The organism is Pseudomonas sp. NFX5, assembly GCF_049132125.1.
Classification (GTDB): domain Bacteria; phylum Pseudomonadota; class Gammaproteobacteria; order Pseudomonadales; family Pseudomonadaceae; genus Aquipseudomonas; species Aquipseudomonas marginalis.
Genome location: NZ_JAFMZG010000037.1, coordinates 1 through 25,563, shown reverse-complemented (window position 1 = coordinate 25,563; position 25,563 = coordinate 1). Strand labels below are relative to the sequence as shown.

Annotated in this window: 22 protein-coding genes and 1 pseudogene; 9 read left to right on the top strand and 14 right to left on the bottom strand. The window is 60.3% G+C overall.

Features of this window, described 5'->3' with window-relative positions; all coding sequences use genetic code 11:
* Positions 1-50 precede the first annotated feature (50 nt).
* On the top strand, positions 51-503 hold the full coding sequence (gspH, locus tag J1N02_RS26575; RefSeq protein WP_027607548.1) for a type II secretion system minor pseudopilin GspH: 453 nt from the start codon (positions 51-53) through the stop codon (positions 501-503).
* The gene (locus J1N02_RS26570) at positions 500-1,111 is read left to right on the top strand and encodes a type II secretion system protein GspJ (protein ID WP_405125932.1); all 612 of its coding nucleotides are present in this window, start codon (positions 500-502) and stop codon (positions 1,109-1,111) included. The genes gspH and J1N02_RS26570 overlap by 4 nt, the downstream gene beginning before the upstream one ends.
* 266 nt (positions 1,112-1,377) lie before the next feature.
* Here the strand turns inward: J1N02_RS26570 and J1N02_RS26565 are convergent, their stop codons facing one another.
* The 11 genes from J1N02_RS26565 to J1N02_RS26515 all read right to left on the bottom strand — a co-directional run bounded on the left by J1N02_RS26565 (position 1,378) and on the right by J1N02_RS26515 (position 16,484).
* Positions 1,378-1,554, bottom strand: a complete 177-nt coding sequence (locus J1N02_RS26565; protein ID WP_158277086.1) for a hypothetical protein — start codon at positions 1,552-1,554, stop codon at positions 1,378-1,380.
* A gap of 528 nt (positions 1,555-2,082) precedes the next feature.
* Complete coding sequence (locus J1N02_RS26560) at positions 2,083-2,607, bottom strand: hypothetical protein (RefSeq protein ID WP_405125933.1); 525 nt, start codon at positions 2,605-2,607, stop codon at positions 2,083-2,085.
* A 511-nt stretch (positions 2,608-3,118) separates the two neighbouring features.
* A complete protein-coding gene (locus J1N02_RS26555) occupies positions 3,119-3,649 on the bottom strand; it encodes an SMI1/KNR4 family protein (RefSeq protein ID WP_108574884.1) in 531 nt (176 codons plus the stop codon).
* 326 nt (positions 3,650-3,975) lie between these two features.
* Positions 3,976-4,272 carry a DNA/RNA non-specific endonuclease gene (locus J1N02_RS26550; RefSeq protein ID WP_371856065.1) on the bottom strand — a complete coding sequence of 99 codons (297 nt, stop codon included), beginning with the start codon at positions 4,270-4,272 and terminating at the stop codon, positions 3,976-3,978.
* Positions 4,273-4,359: 87 nt separating this feature from the next.
* A complete protein-coding gene (locus J1N02_RS26545; protein WP_137213091.1) occupies positions 4,360-4,719 on the bottom strand; it encodes a hypothetical protein in 360 nt (119 codons plus the stop codon).
* A 470-nt stretch (positions 4,720-5,189) separates the two neighbouring features.
* Entirely contained in the window at positions 5,190-5,981 is a 792-nt protein-coding gene (locus J1N02_RS26540; RefSeq protein ID WP_092359756.1) for a hypothetical protein, read from the bottom strand.
* Between the two features lie 9 nt (positions 5,982-5,990).
* Positions 5,991-12,194 carry a DUF637 domain-containing protein gene (locus tag J1N02_RS26535; protein ID WP_405125934.1) on the bottom strand — a complete coding sequence of 2,068 codons (6,204 nt, stop codon included), beginning with the start codon at positions 12,192-12,194 and terminating at the stop codon, positions 5,991-5,993.
* Positions 12,195-12,215: 21 nt separating this feature from the next.
* Positions 12,216-13,910, bottom strand: a complete 1,695-nt coding sequence (locus tag J1N02_RS26530; protein WP_405125935.1) for a ShlB/FhaC/HecB family hemolysin secretion/activation protein — start codon at positions 13,908-13,910, stop codon at positions 12,216-12,218.
* A gap of 423 nt (positions 13,911-14,333) precedes the next feature.
* Positions 14,334-15,260, bottom strand: coding sequence for a FecR family protein (locus tag J1N02_RS26525; protein ID WP_027607554.1), 927 nt, complete (start codon positions 15,258-15,260; stop codon positions 14,334-14,336).
* Positions 15,261-15,297: 37 nt separating this feature from the next.
* Entirely contained in the window at positions 15,298-15,843 is a 546-nt protein-coding gene (locus tag J1N02_RS26520; RefSeq protein WP_098479778.1) for an RNA polymerase sigma factor, read from the bottom strand.
* Positions 15,840-16,484: a secretin and TonB N-terminal domain-containing protein gene (locus J1N02_RS26515; RefSeq protein ID WP_098479779.1), complete on the bottom strand. Its 645-nt coding sequence runs from the start codon at positions 16,482-16,484 to the stop codon at positions 15,840-15,842. The genes J1N02_RS26520 and J1N02_RS26515 overlap by 4 nt, the downstream gene beginning before the upstream one ends.
* 216 nt (positions 16,485-16,700) lie before the next feature.
* On the opposite strand from J1N02_RS26515, the gene J1N02_RS26510 reads away from it, so the two are divergent.
* Positions 16,701-17,000, top strand: a complete 300-nt coding sequence (locus J1N02_RS26510) for a hypothetical protein (protein ID WP_092359745.1) — start codon at positions 16,701-16,703, stop codon at positions 16,998-17,000.
* A gap of 257 nt (positions 17,001-17,257) precedes the next feature.
* Here J1N02_RS26510 and J1N02_RS26505 read toward each other — a convergent pair whose 3' ends face one another.
* Positions 17,258-18,325 carry an NAD(P)-dependent alcohol dehydrogenase gene (locus J1N02_RS26505; protein ID WP_092359743.1) on the bottom strand — a complete coding sequence of 356 codons (1,068 nt, stop codon included), beginning with the start codon at positions 18,323-18,325 and terminating at the stop codon, positions 17,258-17,260.
* A 147-nt stretch (positions 18,326-18,472) separates the two neighbouring features.
* Between J1N02_RS26505 and J1N02_RS26500 the strand changes: the two genes are divergently transcribed.
* The 3 genes from J1N02_RS26500 to J1N02_RS26490 all read left to right on the top strand — a co-directional run bounded on the left by J1N02_RS26500 (position 18,473) and on the right by J1N02_RS26490 (position 21,665).
* Positions 18,473-19,369 carry a VOC family protein gene (locus J1N02_RS26500; protein ID WP_421148005.1) on the top strand — a complete coding sequence of 299 codons (897 nt, stop codon included), beginning with the start codon at positions 18,473-18,475 and terminating at the stop codon, positions 19,367-19,369.
* Positions 19,366-20,757 (top strand): alginate export family protein, encoded by a 1,392-nt coding sequence (locus J1N02_RS26495; RefSeq protein WP_092359739.1) that lies wholly within the window; start codon positions 19,366-19,368, stop codon positions 20,755-20,757. Before J1N02_RS26500 ends, J1N02_RS26495 begins: the two co-directional genes overlap by 4 nt.
* An 89-nt stretch (positions 20,758-20,846) precedes the next feature.
* On the top strand, positions 20,847-21,665 hold the full coding sequence (locus J1N02_RS26490) for an alpha/beta fold hydrolase (protein WP_421148004.1): 819 nt from the start codon (positions 20,847-20,849) through the stop codon (positions 21,663-21,665).
* Between the two features lie 46 nt (positions 21,666-21,711).
* On the opposite strand, the gene J1N02_RS26485 is transcribed toward J1N02_RS26490, so the two are convergent.
* Both J1N02_RS26485 and J1N02_RS26480 read right to left on the bottom strand, forming a co-directional pair.
* Positions 21,712-22,098: a DoxX family protein gene (locus tag J1N02_RS26485; RefSeq protein WP_414886873.1), complete on the bottom strand. Its 387-nt coding sequence runs from the start codon at positions 22,096-22,098 to the stop codon at positions 21,712-21,714.
* Positions 22,099-22,177: 79 nt separating this feature from the next.
* A complete protein-coding gene (locus tag J1N02_RS26480; RefSeq protein ID WP_169899904.1) occupies positions 22,178-23,053 on the bottom strand; it encodes a LysR family transcriptional regulator in 876 nt (291 codons plus the stop codon).
* A gap of 112 nt (positions 23,054-23,165) precedes the next feature.
* Between J1N02_RS26480 and J1N02_RS26475 the strand changes: the two genes are divergently transcribed.
* The 3 genes and pseudogenes from J1N02_RS26475 to J1N02_RS26465 all read left to right on the top strand — a co-directional run.
* Positions 23,166-24,398 (top strand): YbfB/YjiJ family MFS transporter, encoded by a 1,233-nt coding sequence (locus J1N02_RS26475; RefSeq protein ID WP_421148003.1) that lies wholly within the window; start codon positions 23,166-23,168, stop codon positions 24,396-24,398.
* On the top strand, positions 24,395-25,393 hold the full coding sequence (locus J1N02_RS26470; protein WP_421148002.1) for an NAD(P)H-quinone oxidoreductase: 999 nt from the start codon (positions 24,395-24,397) through the stop codon (positions 25,391-25,393). Before J1N02_RS26475 ends, J1N02_RS26470 begins: the two co-directional genes overlap by 4 nt.
* A gap of 76 nt (positions 25,394-25,469) precedes the next feature.
* Positions 25,470-25,563: pseudogene (locus J1N02_RS26465) on the top strand (hypothetical protein); the annotation flags it as partial.

Here is a 25,563-nt window from a genome sequence, read left to right as displayed (position 1 = left end):
ATTCGCACGTTTTTATTTCACAAGCTCACCAGCTTTCGAGGGGCCTACCGATGAAACAGCAAGGCTTCACCCTGATCGAGTTGATGGTGGTGCTGGTGATCATCGGCATCGCCAGCGCCGCCATCAGCCTGACCATCAAGCCCGACCCGCTGCACCTGCTGCGCAAGGACGCCGAGCGCCTGAGCCAACTGCTGCAAGTGGCCCAGGCCGAAGCCCGCGCGGACGGCCGCCCGATCACCTGGCGCGCCGACGCCAAGGGCTTTCGCTTCAACCGTCGCACCGACGATGGCAGTGGCGTCGAAGCGTTCCAGGGCGACACCCAACTGCGCCCGCGCCTGTGGGAAAGCACGCCGATGCACATCAATATCGAACCCCGGCAAACCCTGGTGCTCGACGCCGAATGGATCAACCCACCCGTGCGCATCGTGCTGTCCGACGGCCAACACAGCCTCAGCCTGCAACGCGACACCGCCGGCTTGATGCGCGTAGTGAGCCAGCCATGAAGCGCTCCGAACAAGGCTTCACCCTGATCGAAGTGATGGTCGCGATCATGCTCATGGCCGTAGTCAGCGTGATCGCCTGGCGCGGGCTGGACAGCGTCACCCGCGCCGACCAGCACCTGCAGGCGAGCAGCGAACAGACCGAAGTGCTGCTGCGCGCCCTCAACCAACTGCAGCGCGACATCAGCCTGCGCGCCAGCGTCGAACTGAACGCCCCGGAGCCCTCAAAGAACAGTGCAGAAAAGCTCGATGGACTGGCGGCGGTCACCGTGCGCAGTTCCGACAGCAAAGGCTTTCGGCTGGACATCATTCGCAGCGCACCCGTCGCCGGCGATGGCCTGCAACGGGTGCGCTGGTGGCTCAAGGGCGACAGTTTGTATCGCGCTGCCGCACCCGCGCGGGATCGCTATCCGCTGCCGGCGGCGAAGGATGGGGTGGTGGTGTTGAGCGGGGTCCGTGACCTGCAGGTGCGGGTGTGGGAGGCGGATAAGGGCTGGCGGCAGTTGAGCGGGAATCGGCGCGAGGATCCGTTGGGGTTGGAGATCAGTTTGGTGCGGGAGACGCCGCAGGGGGTGGAGAGGTATCGGCAGGTGGTGGGGCCACTGAGATAGCCGTCCCCCACTCGCGCTTCTCATGCTAGTTGTCGAGCGCAAGCCATTGCAGAGCAGTCGGTTCACTAACTGACCATCCTGAAGAACGACATAGTTATATCTTCCTGCGCCTTGAGTCAACTTTGTCTCTGAGATTAGCGTTGGAACACCTGTTGGGTGATCTGGAGATCACTCGGTCAGACCCCGTTTACCCCCCACTTAACTGCAGAAAGTGTGCAGGTAGGGTGCAAAAACACCGGCGCAAGGCCGGTGTCAGTGGAGCAAGTTTAAGAGAACTCTATTTTGCACTCTGAAAGAGGAATGGAGCGGCCATCGGTAATAACAAATTGATTACCTTCGATTCGAGCCAGCAGCAACCCGAGGCCTTGGGCACCGGCTTTAATATCCTTTCTCCAGCCGTCAATATCACCGTGATATATGACAGCGTGAAACAGACGGGCCATCTATACGTCTCGAAGAGCCCCCTCGTAACTTTGTACCTTATCAATTGCGCACTTCCCAGTCACGACAACAGGACTGGTTGTCTCTAGAGCCGTTACTGCGCCTTTTGCACCATCAACTATCTTGCGTCAATATCCTTACAAAACTCTCAAATGCCTGAGAAACAGATTCTTCCTCTTCTGGAGAAAGCAACACATTCATAACCTGCTCATCAAGAGCACAGTCATATATATCAATACCCACCCAACCTTTAGACCAAAATTCGACAGTTCCTAGCTTGTTAAAACCTTCCAGCTCTATCCTTTCAAGGTCACCAAAATCCCCATCAGCAAATAATGAGCACTAATGAACGCAATCTTTTTCGAGGAGTATATTAATTTTTCGCCACCTCCTAGAAGTCGACTCCATGCAAACTTTAGAAGAACTGTTCCATCCATGGCTTTTTGACCAACTAATATTCCACAATTACATCTACAGCTTCTCCCTTAATAGCTACTCGCCCCCAGTCACCGGTTAGCTCATAGCCACCATTACAACCAACGAAGCTCCGACAGGGTGTAAGAAACATCTCCCGAGTCGCGCCAAACTCCATTCGCAAAGCTTATCGGCCGCTGCGGATAACAAACCAACAACCCTTCGACGAACTGACGAAACGACAAGTCAAGTCGCGTTATCCAACGAATATTGTCGATTTCCAACAATCGCCAGCTGTCTCCACTGTCGAAACCGAAAGCAGTCCCGGTGCTATCCCAGCCGAACAGCCACACCTCGCCCTTAGCACCCGATTCATAGGGTCCGTCTTTATAAAACCCATCATTACCAAAGTAGTCTGCCGCAGGACACAATATGGATTGAATAGTCAAAAGCGACAGCGCGCAGTCGTCCTCCTTTATCTCACCATGCCCCCGCTCCTGCATAAAAGTAAAGTAATCATCGGGAGCCGCTGGCCACTGCTGTCGCATCCCACTCACGTCACCAGAAGAAACAGGGGTCAGACGCTCTAATAGCACGCATGCGAGTGCATTGAAGGCTTCTAATTTTTCGTACATGGTCATGGTCGCCTCGGAGGGTTCTGCGGAAATGCTGTAGTTGTTGGACTTGCTGGGGCATGAACGCCACCTTGGTGAGCACTTCCACCCGGCACCGGATGCAAATTCCACCATTGGTTAGGTCCACCATACTGCTGTGGTATCACAAGGTGCGCTTGGAAATCCACACCACTCTCCGTCTTCGGCCATATCAAGCCAGTATTCAACTCCCACTCACGCTTGAGATTATTTCGCTGGCTATTGTATTCACGCTGTAAGGCTTGATAGTCGCTTCTGGGTGCGACATAAGTGTGATCCACCTGACGCAACTCATCTGCAAGTTGCGTGCGCTGATTAGAGGGCATCGGCACACCTGAATAGTACTCGACGTCCCGGACCACCGCGCGAGCGTCACTCGAGATGTTCGTCCATCCTAATGTGGATGTTTCTGTAAAACTCGCATCATCAGCCGCTGGTGTACCGTTATCGACTAATTTCGCTTCACCAGACGGCAAGCCGCTCGCAGTTCCTTTTGCATCTAATCAGCAGCTGTAAAAAAATGTTTATCTAGATCAACAGGAGGAAACTGACCAGGTAGAATTTTTGACGAAATATCTCTGCTAAGCAGCTTTAAAATAAACTCAACACAGCCGAAGTTGTAGATTTCCTCTTCCCCCTGATCCGAGCTATGAATAGCAACTTTCCATGAGTCTGGCTCCCCATCAACCAACCAAACAAAAGTTTCTCCATTATCCGTTACCGCCCAAGGAAGAAAAGAGCCTTCCGCAGGGTAATCTGGTCTTGGATAGTCCGATAAAAATTCCTGCCTCATTACAGCGTACGCATCTATAAAATATTGGCTTTTGTCAAAATTCAAATTTGAGTTTTCTGAAAATGGATCTAACACCCATACGAAATCGTCTACTGCTCCACATCCGTAAATTGATATGAACTGTTTAAAATCAGATGGTAATCGCAGACCTCCCTCAGATTCAAAGGTCGCCCAAGCCGCATTATCAAAGATTCGCTGAGAGGGTGGTGAAAGGAGAGCAATCAGTTTATTTATCATTCTTACTTAACTCCACTCACGTTCGGAATTTATACATCAAGAGTAAAACCGCCTGCCCCACGAGCAGACAACATTACACCGGTTGGCATTGGGTTTGTACCTGTATAAATGGGCACAGCACTATAGCTTACTGTTTCACCACTGGTCCGGTCGATTGGTTACGAATGGCGCAGCTCGTTTGTAAACAGTCGGTAACGTGCCTCAACAAAAACGTGCTGACCCCACACCCGAGAGAAGTTGCACTGAGTTACTCTAAGTTGCTCTGACTGGCATTAATTTTCTTTAAATCGCACTAATTTGCAATAATCAAGAATTTTCACGCCAACCTATTTACCCCCTTTAAGTTCGAACGCCCATGCATTCACCATAGATTTCCAAGTATCTTCATTTAAGTTCCCATTCATGGGAAGAAGGTTCAATCTCTCCCAAGGTCCGTTGAACATACTAGCAATCAAGTGCCCACCCTCGCCCCCACTAACGCCGCACTTGCCTGCCACACATTGCTGATATGTACTCCGATCATATTTTATTAATGAAAGATTTGACTCGACCCTCTCAACGTGGCTCAAGCCATCTGTTGGGAAGTTTTTATTCACATAGACCTTATATACGGTATTCGGCACAGACTTATTCAACTCTTTATTCCACGCACCTTTACTGCCAGAAACAATCTCAACTTCCCGTAAAGCTTGCCCTGTTCCTTTTGCACTTTATGAATTCCCAACATAAACAATATTATTCGGAAGAGTCATTACCCAAGGCTCGCAAACAGAAGAGCAAAATACATCAAGCCTTCTACCATCAGAAAGTGCAAGAGATGGATCTACGGGCTGATTCTGGGCGATCCACGAAACACTTCCAACTGAAAGACCTACCAACTCTTTAATACGCACACTTGCCTGATCATCCCTACATGCAAACAACATGTCGTCATCCTTAGACACCCTCCAGGCACTACTACTGCTAAAGCTCCAACCGTCTCCAGAAACGTTCAAAAAATCACCATCCCACTCAATACTATTAATACGAAGTGAGGAAAATGACATGACAAGCTTTAAAAAATCAAACATTAGTCCACCTGCTCAATATGCGTTCTTTCTCTAATCCACTGTTTTCTTTCGATTTTAGAAATACCTTTCGGTGGCTGTGGTGGCTTGCACGTTGTTGGATCTATTGGCCCACCATTAGCATTTTCAAACGAAGCCCTCTGAGGACTACGGCTATCTGCTTGCATGACACGGACACGCGAACCATCCGGCATCGTAGATTGCGTACCAACCAATTTTCCTACAGGTGTTGATGGATAACCCCCAGTCTCAAAACTGGCAATCATCTGAGATCACTCGGGGTCAGACTCCGTTTAACTTGAATCGAAAAATCTAGCGCTTCTTGACCATTAACCGGAGCTCGACCATTAACTGCATTCTCGACTTTTCCGTGGTAGGGAGCACCTTCATAGTCCAATCGGCGCATGGCGCCTGCACTTTCACCGGCACCACCTGTCGCTTTTGCCCCAAATCGATTCGACATTACAAAAAGATCATACTATTGAAACAAAATCCGGCCGAGGTACTTTAGGCATGTTTTCGTATGCTTTCAAAACAGTTTGTAACGGTGTCAGAGCTTCATCGTTGTGCCAGTAGACAATCTTGAGCCACGTAGCTGCACGAATATATTGCCCACCGCCCAACCAAGTTTTTTGCAAATTGGCCTGAAGCATTTTTCTACCAGCTTTAAAAAGTTCGTCTTCATTAAACTCCTGACGGGCAGTTCGATGAAGGCACAAAGCATAGCCAAAGTCTCGGGGCTTCAAAGTGCTGGATAGCAATATTTCTCTTTTGCCACTCCAACGTTGATACATCTCAATACCTGCCTCAAAGCCTTCGTCGTGTTCGCCGCTCTGATATGCAAAAGCCATGTAGTCATCCAGGCCAGTTTTGACAATATCATGCGTTGACCAAGGGCGTTTTTCGTAACGCCAGCGAGCTTCCTCATACACACGGGCCGCGCCCCATTCGCCTTCAGAATTCCAGCCCGTTTCCATCCATTCACCCAGAGCTTTTGCCCAGTGCAATATTGTCCTGTGAGCATTAATGTCTGGCCCGAATTCCTCGTCGTTTTCTATGGCCTTATCTATCCATTGCAGAGAGCGGGGAAGTACCGGTGCAATCTCGCCTTGGAGGCCAACTAGCCATGCTGAAATCACATCGGACAAATCAGACTTGGCAACATTCCCCATTGGCCGCTTTGGATCATACTGCGTATCCAATTGCCATTTAAGCATTGCCTCACTGAAACCATTAAATCTGGTTTTGACTGGGTCAAAGAGCATGAATTATCCTCAACAAGGGTTATTTCCGCAAAACCTAACAGGTGTTGAATTTTTCGCAGCACCCGAGCCCACTGTATTGGCATTGAAATTACCATCTCTCAAATTTTGAATGGCTTGCTGCTTTACTGAATCCGGCAAATTTGAATTTCTGATTGCTGTCTGCGCGTTGGAAACTGCTCCATCCAGCGCATTCGAACCAGGCGTAAACGTTGGAGAAGATGGCACACTTTGAGCACTGCTACGATACTTGTTATCCCACAAAGTGACTTCACCTGTAGCTGAGTTGACAGACACCAGATCTGCGCCGCGCGTACCTATAGCATCGCCGTACCGGACTACCGTTTGATTGGGCAAGGCGGCAACATCATTTGCCAATTTCAACTCGCCGACATAGCCGTTAACCTGGGAGTTAGCAATGTTAGGATTGGAGGAACTCAGCGTTTTTGGCGTGTACTCCAGGCCAGCCACTGGATCAGGTAGACGCGGATCAAGTGGAACACCGTTGCTCACTCGAGGTAAAGCGGCGCCGGTGTCACCTGTCAGGCCCTGCGAGACTTTTGTACCACGCGCCACAGCCCGCCTATAAGCCACCACCCCCGCCGCTGTCCCCACCCCAACCGCCAGCGCGATCTTCAAATTGTCCGCAATGTCCTGCGCCTGAGCGTCGCTCAGTTCCCATTTCGCCTTGAGCGAATCGACCATCGCACCCACCGAGTGCTCGGTCGTGGCGGTCGCTAACATTTCCTGGAATTCGTAGTTGCCGTTGATGAGGTTCTGTACTGCTGCCCGGGCCTCAGGCGAGGCGTCGTCAGCGATATCGCGGATGGCGTTGAGGTTCGCCTGGGTGTTGGCGACTTCCATGGAGCGTGCGGCGCAAGAGTCGGGGTCGGCCTGGCAGCTGACTATCGCGTCAATGTCCTGCTGCAGGCTCAGTTCTATGAATTTGCGCGTCGCGTCTTCGATGCAGGAGGCGTCGGTGCATCGCGTTATCTGCTTGGCGGCTCGCTCCAGTTGGTTGTGTGACAGGTAGTTGTATTGCGTGGCGTTCTTCGCCACCCAACTGCCGGTCTCCAGCTTGGCTGCGTCCGTATCGCTCTGCGCCGCAGCCGCGAGCACGCCGACGATCTGCGAGCTCATGGTGAGCAGGTTGTCGTTGCCCTTGACCAAGTCATCCAGGTGGCCAACCAACGCTTCGCTCGCCGCCGCAGCCAATGCGCCGGTTTTGAAGTCGCCGCCGGTGGCTTCTGCCAGCAACCCACCGACCATGGCGTGAATCACCACCTTCGGGGCCGAGCCGTCCGCCAGGAGGTTTTTCGTGTAATCCCCGACCAGGTTGAAGCTGGCGGCCGCCAAGGTGTTGAACAAGGCATTTTTCAGCGCGTCACTGACACTGCCGCCCTGCCCCAGGGCTTTGTTCAGCAACACAGAGGTGCCGTTCTGCAGCGCCTGGTTGGCTGCGAACTGGCCGACACCGCTCCAGGTGCCCAGCGAGCCGGATGTAACAATTTTGCCTATGTCGGTCTGGGTGTGGGTGTCGGTCCACCGATCGAAATGACCCACCGTCAGCCCGGCATTGATCGCCGAAATCCCATAGCCCTTGATGGCATCGGACGCCGTCACATCCTTGAGAACCGCACCGAGATTGCCCCGGTTATTGACCACGCTGACGCCGGCATTGGTCGACGCGCCGGTGGCTACTGCACCGACCATGGCGCCGCCTACGCCGCCCCCCGCGGCAGCCGCCGCCATGGGCCCGATGACTGCCGACATCACGATGGCAATGATCATTTGCGAGGCGGGGCCCAGCCCGGAGTGGCTGTACTTGAAGCTGTCGTGGACTTCCCTGACCTGACGCCAGTCCACGTCCCCGCGTTGCTCTGCGTCCTTGAGCCAAGCCAATTGCGGGTCGGCCTTGACCATCGCATCGATGGACTGGGTGACGCTCTGCTGGTTGACCTGCTTGATGTCGATCTTCAAACCGTCGACGGCTTTGATCGCAATGGCGCCCCCGGCAACCAGCTGACTCTGGCGCAGCGTTTCGTCAGTGCTGCCCTTGCCCTTGGATGACACCCAGAATGCGTTGTTGTTGGTCTTCTCGTGGCTCTCCTGATGCAGGTCCTTCACCGCTTCGAAGGTCACCGCTCCACCACTGGTGATGGCGATGTCCGCAGCGCTTTCCAGCCTGGCCCCTTGATAAAGCTGGTCACCGCCGCTGATCAGGTTGAGGTTGCCGCCAGTGGTGACCTGGCTGCCCACCGCGCGCAGGTCGGTGACTTCGTCGCGTTGGGTCTTGAGTGCGCCGAAGCTGCCTTTTTTCTTGTAGTCATACAGGCTGTAGTCGCTGTCATTGGCACTCAGCAGCTGCAACTGCCCACCGGCCACCAGATACGCATCCTTGCCGCTGCGAACCTGGCTGGCGTGCAGCACGATGTCTTGCCCCGCACTGGCGGTAAGGGTGCCGCCGGCAGTGAGCTGGCTGCCCACGTGGCGGACCTGGGTGGTTTGCTCATGGACCCTGGCGCCGTCGCGTTTGCTGTTGACCTCATGATCGGTTTCGTTGGCGGCGGCCAATAGGTGGAGGTTGCCACCGGCGGCGACGGTCAGGTCTTTGCCGGCGTTGGCCTGGCTGGCCAATAGCGTGATGTCGCGCCCGGCGTGCAGGCTCAGGTTACCGGCGGCGTTGAGGTTGGCGCCGAGCTGTTCAGTGCGGCTGTGTTGGGTGACGCGGTGGCCGCCGTTTTCCGTGGTGCGGACCTGTTGGGTGTCGGTGACGGCGATGAGGTTGATGTCGCGCCCCGCACTCAGGCTGGCATCGCCAGCGCTGTTGATATCACCACGGTTGGTGATGTCACGACCGGCATTGAGCGTGAGTTGCTGTCCGGCACTGATCCGGCTGGCGGTGTCGAGATGGGTGACGAGGGTGCCGTCGCCCTGATGCCTGGCGTGGGCGGTGCGTTCGTTGAGGATGTCGCCGCTCACGCTGGTGAGATCGATGTGACTGCCACGGATCTCACCGGCCATCGCATTGCGGATACTGTCGCTGGCCAGCAGGCTGATGCGGTCACCGGCGCTGATCGTGCCGCCATTGAGCAGGCTGCCATCGCTGATAGCGGTCAGATCCTGCGAGGCTTTCAAGGTGCCCACGCTGAGGATATCGCCACCGCTGACCAGGTTGACATCCCGGCCTTGCACCAGGCTGCCGCCCCGCAGGTTATGGGCATCGACCGTTGCCAGGTACAGCACCGGCACCAGCACGTCTTCGCCCTGCACCTGGCGTTTTTCCATCCACACGATGTCGTGGGTCAGGGCCGCCACCTGCTGCGCGGTGAGGCCGACGCCGACACTCAGTTGCAGGCTGTCGCGGGCGCTGAGGCCGTTGTCCATCAGGTAGCGGAACTGTTCCTCGTCGCTCTCCAGCCCGGCGAGAAAGCGTTGCCCGGTCTTCGCCAGCACGGCGTCACGGATCAGGCGGCTTTCGTAGTAGCCGTCGCCCAGGCGTCGCCAGGCTTCGTCGTTGTTGTAGCCGATCTTGTCGAGCAGGTACTGGGAACTGAGAAAGCTGGCAAGGTGGGTGAAGAGTGGATTGGTTTCAATCAGGTAGGGGCTGCCCGGATTCCTGCTGGGGATAAACAGCCCGTATTCACCGCTGGGCAGTTGGAATTCCGGCGGTTGGGTCAAGTCTTCGCTGAGGCGATCAGGGCTCAGTTCGAGGTCGTTGGGGTTGTGGCCTGTTTCGCCCGTCAGTTGCGCCAGGGTGTTTTCACGCAGGGTGCCGTTTTGCAGGTACTCGCTGGCCTGCAGGTTGAGGCTGCCGCCGGCTTGCAGGGTAGCGGCATAGACTGCGCGACCATCCTCGCGCCAGGTCGTGAGTGTGCCGGGGTTGCTGAACCCCTCCCCTGTCGAGCGCGCCTTGAGTTCGGCAAAGCGCACCGGGTCGAACGGCGCATTGTTGAAGGCCGGCAGGTCGTGGAACTCCATCTGGTCCCACAGGGCTTTGTCGATGCGCCCGGGGGTGCCGATGATGGTGCTGGAAGTACCGGTCTGGGAGGCCGCGCCCTGGTTGATAAGGCGGTGGGCGGCGAGATGCATGTCGCCATTGGCGGCGAGCAGGCTGTAGCGGTTTTCCAGGGTATGCGCGTCGATACTCAGGTGTTTGCCGGCCACCAGTCGCGCGGCCTGGGTGGAGTTGGGCGCGGCGGTTTCGCGCCAGGTTTCGCTGATATAGATGGTGCCGCGCTTGAAGCTGTCGTCGCCGTCGCAGTGCTGGCCGCAGACCCACTGGATGCTGCCGCCGACCAGTTCGCGTTCGAGGGCAAGGTGGGTACGGGCGTTTTCGAACTCGCGGGCGTTGATGTGCAGGTTGCCTTCGGTTTCCACGCTGCCGGAGAGGTTACTGAAGCGCGTGCCGGTGAAACTGAAATCACCGACGCTGTAGAGATCACCTTCGAGGTTGCTGAAATGCTCGCCGCGCACGTGCAGGTCGCCGCCGCTGAACAGCAGGCCGGTGTTGGTGACGCTGGCAGTGAGCAGGAAATGGCCCTGGCTGCCGACGCTCCCATGGTTATTCAACTGAGCGGCATTGATCTGCATATGCCGCGCTGCACTGAGCACGCCGAGGTTGTGCAGTACATCGCGCACGCGCAGTTGGATGTCTTGACCGCTGAGGATCTGGCCGTGGTCTTGGGTGAGGTTTGATGCGCTGATGACGGCATCGCCTTTGGCGGCGATGAGGCCGGTGTTCTTCAGATCGCCATCGATCTGCAGTTGCAGATGGTGGTCGCCGAGCAGTTCGCCAGCGTTGGTGAACGTGCCGGCTGCAATACTCAGCTCACTGCCCGCCCCCACGATCTTGCCGCTGTTGTCGACGGTGTCGGCGACCAGGCTCAGATCGCCTTCGGCATGAATCGTACCGGCGTGGTTGATGGCCTGATTGGCGACAATGTCCAGTTCGCGGGCGGTGACGACCTGGCCGTTATTTCTCAGGGTCTGGCGAGCTTCGACTCTCGCGCTGTCGGCGGCGATCCGGCCGTTGTTATCGAGGCTGCCGCTGGTGATTTCCAGGTGGCCACTGGCGTTGAGTTCACCCTGGTTATCCAGGCGCTGGGCCTGGATGGCCAGCTGTTTGCCCGCGATACGCTGATCTTCCAGGATGCCGCTGACAACCTTGCCCTGGTTGCTGACCGAGGTGCCTTCCACGCTCACATTCCCAGCACTGGCCAGGGTTTGCCGCACCACCAAGTCACCCTGGGCCTGCAGGTTGACATCCCCCATCGCAAAGGTCGGGCCCTGCAAGTCAATCGACTCGGCCTTGGCAGTGAGTGCGCCGACGCTGGTGGTGTGGGACAGGCTCAGGCCACCATTGGCGTTGATCACAATGTCGCCGGCGGTGCTGGCCATATCGCCCGCCAGCCTTACGCCTACGCCCTGTTCAGTGCCCACCAGGCGAATCGTCCCGGCGTACATCCCGCCGAGTGCGCTGGCGTCGATGGCCAGTTGCGGTTTGTCCCGGCCATCCTCGGCATGGGCGTGGGCCTGCAAACTGTCGGCGCTGACATCGTTACGGCCGGTGATGACGGTGAGGTGGTCGGCATGCAACTGCGCATTCAGCTTGGCGGTACGGGTAATCAGGTCGAACTGGCTGACATTGCGTGCATTGAGCCCGGCGCCCTCCACTGCAATATCGCCGCCCTCTACGCGAAAGTGATCCAGCCGCCCGCCCTCGATCACTGGCTTGCCGGTGGTCAATGTCGCGCGAGGCGTATTGATAAACCCGCAGCCATTGCAGGTGATGCCATGAGGATTGGCGACGATCACCCGCGCGGCCTGCCCGGCCACCTCGGTGTAGCCCCCCAAGTGGCTGCGGTTGCCACCGGTGACTTCGTTGAGGATCACGCTGGCGGGTCGCCCTTGCAGGCCTGGGTTGCCGAGGATCACCCCCCCCAGCTGGGTGTGTTGCGTGGCCTGGGTGGCGTTGTTGAGGATCAGCCCCTGGCTGCCGACGTTGTAGTCGGTGAACAGGTTATGGGACAGCCCGCTGCCATTGGGCCCGGCGATATTCACCACCGGCACGCCATTGGGTGCATGGCCGACGCTGGTGCCAGGGCTGGCCGGGTCCACGCTCAGCTCTGCGGCGGCGGCAACAATGGGGTTGAGAAAGATGATTCCCGCCAGGCTCAGGGCCAGGCACTGGTTAAACGGGCTGCGCACGTCCATAGGCAAGGTTCCTTGTTGTTATTAGAAAAACAGCTCGATTCGGGCGTAGATCGGGTGTTCGCGGCGCTCAACGACGGCCGGGCGCTCCAGGGAACGGGCGAGCGCCAGCGACGCCGCAAGGTGAGTGCCGCGTGCGCTGAACTCCCAGGCATGGCCGGTAAGGCGCCCGGCGACCTCAGGGTTATGCGGGCCGCGGCTGATCACACCGACGTCGTAGCCAAAGCCCACGCCCACTTCGTGCACCCAGGGGCGCAGCGCATCCCAGGCAACCGGTTGGCGCCAGCGCACCTGGCTGCGCCAGTAGCCGCCGCTGTTGCCCGACAGGTTCTGTTGCTGAAACCCGCGCACAGCACCAAGGCCGCCGACGCTCAGGCGTTGTGGTCCGTAGAGTTCGTCTTCGGCGTGTTGGCCGGTAGCAAGGCTGTCGACACTCCAGTACTGGCCCAGCCAGCGAAAGGACTGCAAATAGCTGAGGGTCAGGGTGTATTTCTGATAGCGCGAGGTAGGCGCGCCGCGCTGCCTGGAGAGATCGCGCTGGGCGTCCAGGGCACCGATGCCCTGTTGCCAACCGGCATCGAGATTGAGAAAGGCATTGCCGATTCGGCGGCCATGGTTGAAGCCCAGTTGACGCTCAGTGATGCGATGGCTGGAGGTGCGCAGCAACGCGTCTTCCAGGTAGTTGCGGGTGCGCAGGTGGCTCAGGCCCAGGTTAAATGCCGTCTTGCCCAGGTTATCGCGGTGCAGCACGCGTTCGGCGCGCAACTGCTGGCTGGAGGTCTCACCTGACAGCGCAAAGGCAAACCCGGAGAGGTCGTTACGCGTGCGGTAGTAGCTTTGGCCGTGGCTGAAATTGAAGGTCCACCAACCATACGGCAGGCTGTAGAACAGGTTCTGGCTGTGGGAATGGCGCCAGCGGTCGCTGACGGTGTCGCGGTTGGCCCGCAGGTTCAACTGATCCGCCAGGCCCAGGGGGCTGTCCCAGTCCAGGCCGATACCGGCCTGCTGGCGACCGGTGCTGGTATCGCCATGGTTGTTACGGTTGGCCGAGACGCGCCAGGGTTTGAAGCGCTCGCCTTTAAGCGTCACGCGACTGCCGCCCACCGCCTGCCCCGGCAGGACCTCAAGCTGCGGCTGGCGCGAGGGCAAGCGCGACAGCTGATCCACCCATTGCTCCAGCTCACGCAGGTCGAGCACCTCACCCACGGTGCCGGGGAAGGTCATGGCGGACTCCAGCGGGCTGGCCAGCGATGAGCTGTCGAGTCCTTCAAGGCGTCCTTCCACCACAATGATGGTCAGCTCGCCATTTTTCAGGTCCTGCTGCGGCAGGTAGGCGCGGGTGGTGACGTAGCCGCGATGCAGGTAATGATCAGTGAGACTTTTGAGCACTGCGTTGAGTTGAGGCACCCCCATGCACCGCCCCTGCCAGGGTTCCAGCAGCGCCTGCCGCTGGGCCGCCGACAGCAACGCAGCGCCTTCGACATTGATGCGCGTGAGGGTGATGCACTGGCCGTCGTCCAGCGGCGCGGGGGCGGTTGGTGCAGTGATCTGGCCCGGCAGGTGTTGCAGGTCCTCAAGGCGGCGACGCTGTTCCTCCAACACTTTTTGCTGACGTTCGCGGGCCAGTTCACGGTCGCCGGGCGACACGGTGGACGCGGCATAAAGCGGACCTGAAAGCAGCGCCATCCCCAGCAGCGCAGGTCGGAAAACAGCTGGCATCCCTTCACCCTCACACAGGTACTCAAATGGAAAGAGCACCCATGCTGCCGAGGCTGAAACGCTTAAGGAAAAGAGGAAAAGTTACAAAAAGTTCGGCGTTTTTGACGGCGTCGCCCTGCCTGTCACACAGCCGTTCGAGGACTGTCAGAGGCTTCCGAACAATGTAAGTCGAAGGAAGAAATCGGATAGGCAGTGAGACTTGAAAAGCGTGTTTCCTGGTTTTTTCATACGTTAAAAATCTCTTCCCCTACAAACAAAAGAGAAAATTCAGAGAAGATAAGAAAGGAGGTCTGTCAGAGGGGAAAGACCGGTCGCTCAGCCCATGAGCACACAGGCATACCTGAAAGCGACAGGCGCAGAACAACGGGTGATCGCGGCTCTTTTACAGCGTAAAAATCGGAGTTACCCGACGAGCGGCAGGCCTCAACTCAACAACACCACCCCACCCGGCAACTCCGTACACTTGGCCCCATACGCGTCCCGAATCAACAGCGCCACCCCTGCCAACTGCTGCAGGCTGAACCGCGCCTGGACGCGCCGTTGGCCGAGTTGCTTGTTGAGCAGCACCAGCATCCCCGGGCGGTAGCGGTTGATCTCATCCACCACCGTGGCCAGGGTGGCGTTGTTGAAGACCAGCACCTGTTCGCGCCAGGCCACGACCGCCTGGGTGTCCACCACCACCGGTTCGCCCAGGCCGGCCGCGTCGTAGCTCAGTTGCCGGCCGCTTTCCAGGCGCACGCTGCGCCCGGCCACGGCCACCGACAGCCAGCCCTCGATACAGGTCACGCACACCGTGCGGTCGGTGTTGCGCAGATTGAAACGTGCCTGCGCCGCGCTTACCCAGCCTTCGCCCGCCAGCACCTTGAGCGGTTGTGCGGAATGGGCGATCACCTCGACTTCGCCTTCGAGCAATTCAAGCCCCTGGCCCACGCGGCTGACGCGCGTCTGGGTGTTGAGTTCCAGGCTGACGCCGTCGCTTAACAGCACTTGGCGCTGTTCGCCAACTTCGGTGCGATAGTCCGCCGTGAGGCCGGCAAAACCACCGGGGGAGCCGACCTGCACCATGAGCATGGCGGCCGATGCGGCAATCGCGCCGCCCAGGAACGCCCGGCGCCCAAAGCTGCGCGGCTGCGAGACTTGCTCAAGCGCCGGGGCCAGTTGCTGCCACATCGCCTTGGCCTGCTCGAACGCCTGGGCATGCTCGGGGCTTTGCGCACACCAGGCCTTGAGCGCCTTGGCATCGGCCACGGTGGCGCGGCCCGAGGTCAGCAGGACCAGCCAGTCGCGGGCTTCGTCGTGCAGGGGGCTGGCGGCGGATTGCCGAGTGGCACTGAGGCTAAAAATGTTCAAGCGCGCAAATACTCACGGTTTTATCAGGGACTCGACTCTAAGACGGTTTTCCGGCCCCGGGACCGAACCGCTGGATCACTTTTCTTTCCAGGCGCTTGGCGCAGTGGCCCAGGGCGGCCTTGATTTCCTTCTCGACCATGCGCGTGGAAATGCCGAAACGCTGGGAGATTTCCAGGTGCGGGGCTTCTTCCAGGCGGGCGGCGATAAGGATCTTGCGGCGGCGGGCCGGCAGTTCGTAGAGCGCCTTGACCAGGGACTGGATTTCTTTCTGGCCGCCCACCACCCGTGACGGGTCCTGGGCTTCGTCGGCGCTTTGCAGCAGTTCTTCCACCTCGCTGCCGGTGAGCAGGCGCGCGTCGGCCTGGCGGCGGTCGGCGGCGATGTTCAAGGCCATGCGGTACAGGTAGGCATTGGGTTGCGTCAGGTTGGGCGGCACTTCCATGCGGTCGACCCGCAGGTAGGTTTCGTGCAGCACATCGTTGGCCAGGTCCTCCGAGCCCAGGCGCTTGCGCAAACGCACCTTGAAGTCGTCGTAGGAGGCCAGGAACAACCCGACCATCGTACTGTGCCCGGTATTTTTCATCCGCCCCAGGCTCCGTTTGCTGCTGTGCATTCCATGCGCATTCCTGTGGTGTCGGGCATCAAAAGTAAAGTCACCGGTTGACGCAGCGAGCTCGGTGCCGGTCGTTCGACCCGCGTGGTGCCCAGGTTGCGTACCAGTGCTTCATCGCGTTGTTCGTCGCCGGTGGAGCTGACCAACCGACTGTGTTCGATCAGCCCTTGGGGATTGACCCACACCTGTACCAGCGCGCGAAAACTGCCGGGCCGGGTCAGCGGCGAGCGGCACAGGCTGGTCTCGATGGCCTGCTGCAAGGCCGTGGCGTAGCTGTTGTTGATCCGTGCGGCGTTGCGTGCCGCCGCACCACGGGTGGCAGGCGGCTGGCTGACCGCGGGCAACTGCAAGGTGAACGCATCATCGCGTGCATAACGCGCCATCAGGCCACTCCCCGTCAGCAACATCGCCAGAGCCTCCTGCGCCGTAAAACGCCCGCGCACACTGATGGAACGCCGGCCCCGCGTCAGTTCGCGGTCGACCAGCACCGCCATTCCGGTGGCGCGGCTGTACGCTTGCAGTGCATGTTCCAGGTCCTGCGCCGGCAGGTTCAACAGCAGCAGCGGTGACTCCGCCTGCGCGACGCGACCACCGGCCAGCAGCAACAGCAAGACCAGGGCGCATACGGCGCGCCTCCAGCCCCCCTGTTCACCCCCTGCTCTGCATCGCTGCACGGCCGACGCGCCCTAGAAAACCGTCATCCTGAGGCCAATTTATGAACCTGATGTTACGGTGATAGCAAAAAAAACATCACGGTGACGAGAGGCCCGCTGCACTAGACTTGCACACCAACCGGCCCACCCCCTCGGGCCCGCCAGGAGGCCTTGATGAAACGCTTACCGCTCCTCGCCAGCCTGTTGCTGTGCACGGCCCTGCCCTTGCACGCCCACGCCGGCAACTGCGCCGACGTCTCGGTGGATGGCTACAAGGCGCCCGACTATGGCTGCCTGAGCCAGCAGATGGGTAACGATACGAATGCGGCCAAAGCCGCGAAGAAAAACCGCGAGGCGCAAGGCATTGCCGTGGAAAAACGCCAGCCGAACAAGCTCGGCCTGGCCACCCCGGCGGCGACCAGCGTGCGCATGGGCAATACCTTCGGCACCTCGGTGAAGCCGCAGCGGCCTTGAGGTGTTCGATGACCGTTTGAGCAACACAGCACCCATGTGGGAGGGGCATAGGTATCTACACAACTTTGTCTAAACGCTGTCCCCCCGGCAGATAGAGCTGTTGTGGTGAGCGGGGCAGCCCAGCGCGGGGCAAGCCCGCTCACCACCACCACCACCACCACCACCACCACCACCACAGTTACAGCGTTCCCCCTTAACTGACGGGCATCAGGGCAAGCCCCCTCCCACATTGCCCCCAGTGTTTGCCGGAGCAGTTTTCAAGCCGCGTGGCTTTCCTTTTTCAAGCTGTCCATATCGATCACGAACCGGTACTTCACATCGCCCTTGAGCATGCGCTCATACGCCTCGTTGATGCCCTGGATGTCGATCATCTCCACGTCCGAGACAATCCCGTGCCTGGCGCAGAAGTCGAGCATGTCCTGGGTCTCCTGGATCCCGCCGATCAGCGAACCGGCCAGGCTGCGGCGCTTGAAGATCAGGTTGAACACCGTTGGCGACGGGTGCGGGCTGTCGGGGGCGCCGACCAGGGTCATGGTGCCGTCGCGCTTGAGCAGGTTGAGGAACGCGTCGAGGTTATGCGGCGCGGCGACGGTGTTGAGGATGAAGTCCAGGCTGTTGGCGACCTTGGCCATTTCGTCCGGGTTCTTCGACACCACCACCTGGTCGGCGCCCAGGCGCAGGCCGTCTTCGCGCTTGTTGGGCGAGGTGGTGAACAGCGTGACATGGGCGCCCATGGCATGGGCGATCTTCACCGCCATGTGCCCCAGGCCGCCCAGGCCCACCACACCGACCTTCTTGCCGGGCCCGACCTTCCAGTGGTGCAGCGGCGAGTAGGTGGTGATGCCCGCACACAACAGCGGCGCGACGGCGGCCAGGTTGGAATCGTCGTGGGAGATGCGCAGCACGAACTTCTCCTTGACCACGATGCTGTCCGAATAGCCGCCAAAGGTATTTTCACCGCCGAACACCGGGCCGTTGTAGGTGCCGGTAAAACCGCTCTCGCAGTATTGCTCCTCGCCCTCGGCGCAGGAGGCGCAGTGCTGGCAGCTGTCGACCATGCAGCCGACGCCGGCGAGGTCGCCGACCTTGAATTTCTTCACATTGCCACCCACCGCCGTCACGCGGCCGACGATTTCGTGGCCGGGTACCGACGGGTACAGGGTGTTGTTCCACTCGTTGCGCGCGGTGTGCAGATCGGAGTGGCACACGCCGCAGTAGAGGATGTCGATCTGTACGTCGTCCGCCCCCGGCGCGCGGCGCTCGAAGGTAAAGGGCTTGAGGGCATCCGTGGCGTTCTGGGCGGCGTAGCTGTAGGTCTTGGCCATTTCGTTCACCTGTGTGATCTGACGGTAGAGGTCAGTGGACCAGCATAGACGCTGAACCGTTCAACCGAGCACGTTTGTACAATTTCCATCGCGTCCCTGCCCCTAACCTCACGGCTTTCAATCCCGTAGAAGTGCTGGAGAGTGGGCATGGGCAGCAAAGCAATCAAGGTATCGGTGGCATTGACGCTGCTGGCGAGCGCAATGATGGGCAATGCCTTCGCGGCAACCCCGAGCGTGGCCGTGGCGCCGCAATACGACACCAGCCACGTGTATGTGGCCCCGGCGGATGTGGACCGTTTCGCCCAGAGTTTCCTCGCCACCTTTGGCGGCAAGAGCACGCCCCAGGTGGTGGTGAACGTGCTGCCGGTGCCGAGCAGCACCACCTCGCAACTGCTGCAGACGCCGGCGGGCACGGTGTCGCTGTTCGGTTTCACCACGCCGATCCCGCACCCCTTCGGCCAGGAACGCAACGGCTACCTGGTCAAGGACATGGACGCGGCGCTCAACGCCGCGCGGGAAAACGGCGCCGCCGTTATCGTCAGCGACTTCCCGGACCCGATTGGCCGAGACGCCGTGGTGCAATGGCCGGGTGGCGTGAACATGCAGCTCTACTGGCACACCAAGACCCCGGACTACGCGGCGTTCCAGACCGTGCCGGAAAACCGCGTGTACCTGTCCACCGATCGCGCTGACGCCTTTATCAAAGCGTTCCTGGGCTTCTCCCACGGCAAGGTCCTGGCCGATGACAAACACGCGCCTGGCGTCGATGTGGGTCAGGCCACTGGCACTTACCGTCGCGTCGATATCGAGTCGCCATTCGGGCGCATGGCGGTGCTGGTCACCAACGGCCACCTGCCCTACTCCTTCGGCCACGAGACCACCGGTTACCAAGTGCCTGACCTGACGGCCACCCTGGGCAAGGCCACCGGTTCCGGCGCCAGGGTGTTGGTGCCGGCCTTTGACAGCAAGGGCCGTCGCAGCGCCGTGGTTGAGTTCCCCGGCGGCTACGTCGCGGAAATTCACCAGCTCCACGCCACAAAATGATTCGCCGCACAGGCTGGGGCCTGGCCGTGCTGTGGCCGCTGCTGGTCGGCAGCGCCCACGCCGACGAGCAACCGGCACGACCGGCCATCAAGGCCAACCGCTGGCAGGAGGACTGGTCGGTGCTCAAGGATCCGGCGTTGCGCACGCAGCTGCTGGACAGCTTGAAGTACATCCCGCTGTCCAGCGCCAACCCGTTCACCTATTTGTCATTGGGGGCGACGCTGCGCGAGCGCTTCGAGATGAACGATGCCAGTGGTTTTGGGGTGAAGGGCGTGAAGCGTGATCGCTACCTGATCCAGCGCTTCCAGGTGCACGCCGACCTGCACTTGAACGAACACTGGCGGCTCTTCACCCAACTGGAAGACGTACGCGCCTACGACAAGACCACGGTCGGCGGCGCCGATCAGAACCGCGTCGATCTGCGCCTGGCCTTCGCCGAATACGTCAATGCCTTCGGCAGCGGCACCCTCAAGGCCCGTGTCGGGCGCCAGGACTTCGCCTTCGACTTGCAACGTTTCATCTCATCGCGGGACGGCCCGAATGTGCGGCAATCCTTCGATGCGCTGTGGGCCGATTGGGAGACGCCCAACTGGCGCTTTATCGGGATCGCCAGCCAGCCGGTGCAGTATCAGGACGATCGGCACTTCGACGACACATCCAACCGTGACGCGCGCTTCCACATGCTGCGGGTCGAGCGGCTGGTGGGCGGCAAGAATGAGCTGTCGGCCTACTACGGCGTGTACGAACGCAGTGCCGCGCATTACCTCGACGCGGACGGCGATGAAACCCGCCATCTGTTCGACGCACGCCTGGGCGGTGCGGCCCAGGGATTCGACTGGGACATCGAAGCCATGCTGCAAAGCGGCTCGGTGGGCAGCAAGGATATTCGCGCCTGGGCCGGTGGCAGCCGCACGGGGTACACCTTCGAGAGCCTGACGTGGAAGCCGCGCATCGGCCTGCAGCTGGACATTGCCTCGGGCGACCGCAAGACCGGGGACGGCACCGTCGGCACGTTCAACCCGCTGTTCCCCAACGGCTACTATTTTTCCCTGGCCGGCTATACGGGCTACAGCAACCTGATTCACGTCAAACCGTCGATCACCGTCAAGCCCATCGACAAGCTCAGCGTGCAGACCGCCGTCGGACTGCTGTGGCGCCAGACCACCAGCGACGCGGTGTACACCCAGCCGAACCTGCCCGTCGCCGGCACCGCAGGCCAGGGTGAACGCTGGACCGGTGCCTATGGTCAGCTGCGTACCGACTATGTGTTTACGCCAAACCTCACCGGCGCGGTTGAAGCGGTGCACTACGCGGTCGGCCGCACCTTGCGCGATGCCGGCGGCGATGACAGCAATTACCTGGGGGTCGAGCTCAAGTTCAGTTGGTGACCCCAGGCAAGCACACCCGTACAAGCCCCCGGCCCGGTTTCGGGCAATAGTGAGGCTGGTTTTTCAGTCCCTCAATCAAGGAGTTTTCCATGAGCACATTCGTTGCCAAAGACGGTACCCAGATCTACTTCAAGGATTGGGGCAGCGGTAAGCCCGTGCTGTTCAGCCACGGCTGGCCGCTGGATGCCGACATGTGGGAATACCAGATGGAGTACCTCAGCAGCCGTGGCTTTCGCACCATCGCGTTCGACCGCCGTGGCTTTGGCCGCTCGGACCAGCCGTGGACCGGCAACGACTATGACACCTTCGCCGACGACATCGCGCAGTTGATCGAACACCTGGACCTCAAGGAGGTGACCCTGGTGGGCTTCTCCATGGGCGGCGGCGACGTCGCCCGCTACATCGCACGCCACGGCAGTGCACGCGTGGCCGGCCTGGTGCTGCTGGGCGCAGTGACGCCGATCTTCGGCCAGAAGCCCGATTATCCCCAGGGCGTGCCGACCGAAGTGTTCGACGGCATCAAGGCCGGGTTGCTGAAAGACCGTGCGCAGTTCATCGCTGACTTCAACACGCCGTTCTTCGGCATCAACAAGGGCCAGGTCGTTTCCGAAGGTACGCTGACCCAGACCCTGCAGATCGCCCTGCTCGCCTCCCTCAAGTCCACGGTCGATTGCGTCACGGCGTTCTCGGAAACCGACTTCCGCCCGGACATGGCCAGGATCGACGTGCCGACCCTGGTGATCCACGGTGACGGTGACCAGATCGTGCCATTCGAGACCACCGGCAAGGTGGCGGCCGAGATGATCAAGGGCGCCGAGCTGAAGGTGTACAAGGATGCGCCCCACGGTTTTGCCGTGACCCACGCTCAGGCCTTGAATGAAGACCTGCTGGCGTTCCTCAATCGCTAAAACACCCGCTCCTTATTTTGGCCGGGCTCGCCCGGCCTTTTTTTGCTCAGGAGAAACGCTGGCTCAGCACCAGGCGCCCTGGCCCGCTGATCAGCAGCGTGGTGAACATGATCAACAGCAGCCAGCCGAATTGCCCTTCCAGCAACGTCCACTCCGGATGCACCACCACCATCGCAATCAACAGCACCGCCAGAATCGGCAGGCACGCCAGGCGCACCAGCACCCCGGCGATGATCAGCAGCGGGCACAGCACTTCGGCGAAAATCGCCAGCAGCAAGGTGGCATGGGCGCCGAGGTGAAACGGGTCCTCGATCTGCTTCAACTGCTCGCTGTAGTTGAGCAACTTGGGCAGGCCATGCACCCATAGCAGGAACAGCGCCCCGCTGCCCCGCAGAAACAACAGCCCCAGGTCCTGGTGTCTTGATTCGTTCATATGCGCTCCGGTGGGTTGACACGTTATCGACGTGAATTGTGTCCACAGCGCGGTACGCACGCTTGCAAGCCTGTGCTGACTAATCCCCCGTTCCGACAAACCCCGCGACGATTTCATCGATCACCGCCCGCACCCGTGCGGTGTGGCGCAGGTCGGCGTGGGTCACCAGCCAGACGTCGTAGGGCAACGGCCGCGTGCGCTCCGGCCACAGGCGCACCAGCCCGTCGCGCTCGCCGGTGAGGATCGGGATTTCGCCGATACCGATCCCGGCGGCGATGGAGCGGCGCACCAACAGGCTGGAACTCAGGGCGGCGACGATGCGCCCACGGCCCAGGGGTTCCGAGACCAGGGTCATGTCCTTCTGGGTTTGCAGGTACGGTTGATAGACCACAAGATCATGCCCTTCAAACAGGCTGCCCGGCTCCGGCGTACCCTGGCGATCGATATAGGCCTGGGACGCAAACAACCCCACCGGCCAGCGCGCGAGACGCCGGGCGATCAGGTCGGGGCTGTCCGGGCGGGTGTTGCGCACGGCGATGTCGGTCTCGCGTTTGGCCAGGCTCAGGAACTGGGTAGACGCGTCGAGCTGCACGCGCACATCCGGGTGCTGGATGTGCAGGCGCGCAATCGCCGGGATCAGGAAGTCGATGGCCAGGGAGTCGGTGGTGCTGACCCGTACGGTGCCGGTCAGGCGGTCATCCAGGCCCTGGATCTGGCGTTCCAGTTCCAGGGCCGAGCGTTCCATTTTTTCCACCGAGTGCAGGGCGGCCTCGCCGACGGCGGTCAGGGCGTAGCCTTCGGAGGTGCGCAGGAACAGCGTGGCACCCAGGGACTTTTCCAGGGCGTTGACCCGCCGCCCGACTGTGGCCTGGTCGACCCCCAATACCCGTGCGGCCCCGCGCAACGTCGACTCGCGGCAAACCGCCAGGAACACCCGTGCATCATCCCAATTCATGCGGTTTCCTTATGCTGCATATCTGCATCACAGCGACGTGTATTCGCTGCATTATTGCATCCAAAAACCTGGATATGCTGGGCACCAGAGAAAAATACCCAGGACCGCCATCATGTTCGACACTCACGCCCCACCCCGCCGCTCCGTGTGGCTGCCGATCTTCGCCGGCCTGTGCGCCAGCCTGGTCAGCATCGGCCTGGCACGCTTTGCGTACACGCCGTTGATTCCGTCGCTGATCCAGGCCCACTGGTTCAGCGCCAATGACGTGGTGTACCTCGGTGCCGCCAACCTGGTGGGTTACCTGATCGGCGCGCTGATCGGGCGGCCCATTGCCCAGCGCACCTCGAACAGGACCGCGCTGCGCATCATGATGGTGGCGGTGACCCTGGCGTTCTTCGCCTGTGGCTTCCCGCTGTCGGTGGTGTGGTTCTTCGCTTGGCGGCTGCTGTCGGGGATTGCCGGTGGCGCAATCATGGTGCTGGTGGCGGCGACCGTGTTGCCCCATGTACCGGCCGCACGCCGGGGCCTGGCCAGTGGCGCGATCTTCCTCGGCATCGGCCTGGGCATCGCCGGCTCCGGCACCCTTGTGCCGCCGCTGCTGAGCCTGGGTTTGCAGCAGACCTGGTTCGGCCTGGGCCTGCTGGCCGTGGTGTTGACCGCCGCCAGCTGGTTCGCCTGGCCTTCGGGCACGCTCCATGAAGACGCGCCGCCATCCGGCGCGGCCGTAGCAACGCCTTCCGGCGTGTACCTGCTGTTCGCCCAATACGCCTTTATGGCCGCGGGGCTGGTACCGGCGATGGTGTTCCTGGTGGATTACGTGGCCCGTGGCCTGGGGGCCGGGGCGCATATCGGCGCGATGATCTGGGTGATGTACGGCCTGGGGTCGATTGTGGGGCCGGTCACCTACGGGTTCCTGGCAGACAAACTGGGGGCGCGCTTGAGCATCCGCGTGGTGCTGGTGGTGCAGGCAATTGCCGTCGGTGCGTTGCCGTTTGCCGGCTCGTTGACTGGCCTGGCGGTGCTCGCGGTGATCCTCGGTTCTTTCCCGCCGGGCATCGTGCCGTTGGCGCTGGCGCGGGTGCACGAACTGCTCCCCAACCATCATCAGCAGCAGGTCGCGTGGAGCCGTGCCACGGTGTCCTTTGCGACTTTCCAGGCGCTCTCGGGGTTTGCCTATTCCGCCCTGTTCAACGTCAGCGGAGGCCAGCATGCGCTGTTGTTCATGATCGCCGCCGGGGCGATAGTGGTCGCCCTGGCCCTGGAACCGGGCATGCGCCTGCTGAACCGCCGGCCGTCCGACGCGGTCCCAACCCATACGCTCATCGCTGCAGGTAATCTGAAATGACGCTTCCCAAAGAAATGACCCTGATCGAAATCACCACCCCCGGTGGCCCCGAGGTGCTGCAACCACGCCGTGCAGATGTACCGGTGGCGGGCCCCGGCGAGATCCTGATTCGCGTGCATGCGGCCGGTGTGAATCGCCCCGACGCCCTGCAACGCGCCGGCAAGTACCCGATGAAACCCGGCATGAACCCGCTGCCTGGCCTGGAAGTGGCGGGCGAAGTCGCCGCGCTGGGCGACGGCGTGAGCGAATTCGCCGTGGGCGATAAGGTCTGCGCCCTGACCAATGGCGGCGGCTATGCGCAGTTCTGCACGGTGCCCGCCAGCCAGGCGCTGCCGATTCCTGAAGGCATGGACTGGATTCAAGCCGCTGCCGTGCCGGAAACCTTCTTCACCGTGTGGGCCAACCTGTTCGGCCTCGGCGATGCCCACACCGGCCAGCGCGTGCTGATCCACGGCGGCACCAGCGGCATCGGTACGACCGCGCTGATGCTGTGCCGCGAATTCGGCATCCAGGCCTTCGCCACCGCCGGCAGCGCCGACAAATGCGCGGCCATCGCCCAGCTGGGCGGCGAGCCGATCAATTATCGCGAGCAGGATTTTGCCGAGGTCATCGCCCAGAAGACCGACGGCCAGGGCGTGGATGTGATCCTCGACATCATGGGAGCCTCGTACCTCAACAACAACCTCAAGGCCCTGGCCATGGACGGTCACCTGGTGATGCTGGGTTTCCTCGGCGGCGCCAAGGCCAACGACGTCGACCTGTTGAGCATCCTCGGCAAGCGCGCGGTGATTACCGGCTCACTGTTGCGTGCGCGCAGCAAGGCTGAAAAAGCCGCGATTGCCGAACAGTTGCGCGAGTACATCTGGCCGGTACTGGAGGCCGGGCGTTGCCTGCCGATCATCGACAAGGTCTACGAATACACCGACGCCGCCCAGGCCCATGCGCGGATGGAAGGTGGGGACCATATCGGCAAGATTGTGTTGCGGGTAGAGTAACCAGCAGGCAACACAAAGCAAATGTGTGAGGCGCAAGCAGCAACCTGTAATGAGCGGGCTTGCTGTGGTGAGCGGGCTGGAGATCGAAGAATTGGTCGGGCAGTACGCCCAAGCGGCGCGCAATGCCCTGGACGCCGGGTTTGACGGCGTGGAAATTCATTCGGCCAACG